Source organism: Dermacoccus sp. UBA1591, assembly GCF_002322065.1.
GTDB lineage: Bacteria > Actinomycetota > Actinomycetes > Actinomycetales > Dermatophilaceae > Dermacoccus > Dermacoccus nishinomiyaensis.
In genome coordinates this window covers 1-2,569 of the sequence record NZ_DCNR01000005.1, presented here as the reverse complement: position 1 = coordinate 2,569, position 2,569 = coordinate 1, and the positions used below count along the sequence as shown (strand labels likewise).

Sequence of the window (2,569 nt, the reverse complement as noted above, 5' to 3'; positions counted from 1 at the left end):
GTGAAGGCCGACGTCGGCACCGTCCTGCTCTACACGCCCGTCGTGAAGCGCGAGGACTTCGACGTCGCCGTCTCCTACCTCATCCGTCGCCTCGAGGAGAACGCGGCGGAGCAGAACTTCCTGCACGCCATGTTCAGCCACGACGAGGGTGCGGCCGAGCGTCACAAGTACGTGCGTGACGGCCTCGTCGGCACCGGTGCGCTGTCGGCGATGCAGGACCAGGAGCGACGTTTCCGTGAGTCGATCGACGCGATCGCCTCGACGCCCGTCGGCCCGCGACGCTCGCCCGAGCGCGCCCCGATCGGAGACTTCTTCGAGAACACGGCCGACTCCGACCCGGCGCTGCCCGCGGTGCGCGATTGGGCGCGTGAGGCCGTCACGCGTCAGTCGGCGCCGCTGACGTCGCCGCAGCTCACGTCGCGCGAGATGGTCGACGACGTCGTCGCGCGCGGCGTCGCGGCGCAGGCCGGGTGGGCCGGACGTTCCAACACCGAGCGTGCCGCGCTGCTGCGTGAGGCGGCGCGGGAGATCGAGAAGCGTCGCGGTGATCTCGTCACCGTCGCGGCCGCCGAGGGGGGCAAGACGATCGACCAGGTCGACCCGGAGATCTCGGAGGCGATCGACTTCGCGCGCTACTACGCTGACCGCTGCGAAGAGTTGGTCACCGGAATGGCTTCTGACGGAGCACGATTCGAGCCTCGCCGCCTCACGCTCGTCACTCCGCCGTGGAATTTCCCCGTCGCCATCCCGATCGGTTCGGTGCTCGCGGCGCTCGCGAGCGGATCGGCCGTCGTCATCAAGCCGGCACCGCAGACGGTCGGCTGCGTCGAGGTCGCGATGGAGGCCCTGTGGGCTGCGGGCATCCCGCGCGACGCCGCGCAGGTCGTCCGCGTCGAGGAGGACGACAACGGCCGCGCGCTCGTCGCGCACGACGACGTCGACACCGTCATCCTCACCGGCTCGATCGAGACGGGTCGCCTGTTCGCCGGGTGGCGCGCGCGTCACGCCGGTGGGCCGCGCGTGTTCGGTGAGACGAGCGGCAAGAACGCACTCGTCGTCACGCCCGCCGCCGACCTCGACCTTGCCGCCGCCGACCTCATGAAGTCGGCGTTCGGGCACGCCGGGCAGAAGTGCTCGGCTGCCTCGCTCGGCATCCTCGTCGGCTCGGTCGCGACGTCGAAGCGGTTCCGTGAGCAGCTCGTCGACGCCGTGAAGTCGCTGCGCGTCGGCTGGCCGAGCGACCTCGGCACGACGATGGGCCCGGTCATCGAGCCGCCGTCGGGCAAGCTGCTCAAGGCGCTGACGACGCTCGAACCGGGTGAGACGTGGCTCGTCGAGCCGAAGCAGCTCGACGACACCGGCCGCCTGTGGAGCCCCGGCCTCAAGGACGGCGTGAAGCCCGGCTCGTTCTTCCACATGACCGAGGTCTTCGGCCCCGTGCTCGGCCTCATGCACGCCGACACGCTCGAGGAGGCGCTCGAACTGCAGAACGCGACGCAGTTCGGCCTCACCGCTGGCATCCACAGCCTCGACGAGGACGAGGTCACGTACTGGCAGGAGCACGTCGAAGCGGGCAACTGTTACGTCAACCGTCACATCACGGGCGCGATCGTGCAGCGTCAGAGCTTCGGCGGGTGGAAGGAATCCGTCATTGGCCCCGGCGCGAAGGCGGGCGGGCCGAACTACGTCGCGCAGTTCGGCACGTGGGTGTCTGACGGCGTCGCGCGTCAGGGCGCGCCGATCATGCCGCGGGTGCGCGACCTGCTCGAGATCCTGTCGCCGCTGGCGCGAAACGAAGCCGACCGCGAGTGGCTGCATGCGTCGCTGCGTTCCGACGCGTTCGCGTGGCGCGAGGAGCTCGGCATCGAGGCCGACCCGTCGTCGCTGCGCGCCGAGTCGAACGTCTTCCGCTACCGCCCGCAGCCGCAGGTCGTCGTGCGCGCGGAGCTCGGCGAGACTTCGGCGGACGGCGACGTCGACGCCGTCGCGGACCGCACGCTCGCCGAGGTGGCGCGACTCGTACTCGGAGCGCACCTCGTCGGTTCGAGCGTGTACCTGTCGTGGGATGTCGCGCTGCAGCCGGCGCTCACGCGCCTGGCGGCGACGGGCGAGGGACGACAGGCACTCGTCTGGCTGAACCGCATGGGGTCGGTCGAGAGCTCGGCGCAGTTCGTCACGTGGTGCCGTGAGGGCACGCGCGGCGGCGAGCCGCTGCGCATCCGCATGGTCGGCGCGGACGCCGACGGCGAGACGGCCGCCGCGCTCGCCTCAGCTCCCGGCGAGGACCAGGGCGCGAGCATCACGCCGCTGTTCGGCGAGGTGCTGTCGACGGGACGCCGGGAACTGCTGACGTTCCTGCGCGAGCAGGCCATCTCGCGGACACTGCACCGCTTCGGCCACGTCGCGCCGGAGCTGATGCGCTGACCGGTTGACGCCGAATCGGTGACCCACCGAGGTCTACTGCGTGACGAGCCGTCAGGGGGCGGCTCGTCACGCAGTTGGTTCGAGTTGAATGTGGACGAGATTCGCGAGTGTGGGCCAGATTCGCGAATGCGGACGAAAATCGCAG

Annotated in this window: 1 protein-coding gene; it reads left to right on the top strand. The window is 70.5% G+C overall.

Annotated features, from left to right (window positions below; all coding sequences use genetic code 11):
• Window positions 1-2,424, top strand: a 2,424-nt coding sequence (locus B2284_RS00850) for an aldehyde dehydrogenase family protein (RefSeq protein WP_286697078.1), incomplete at its 5' end; no start/stop codon positions are given.
• Window positions 2,425-2,569: the final 145 nt, after the last annotated feature.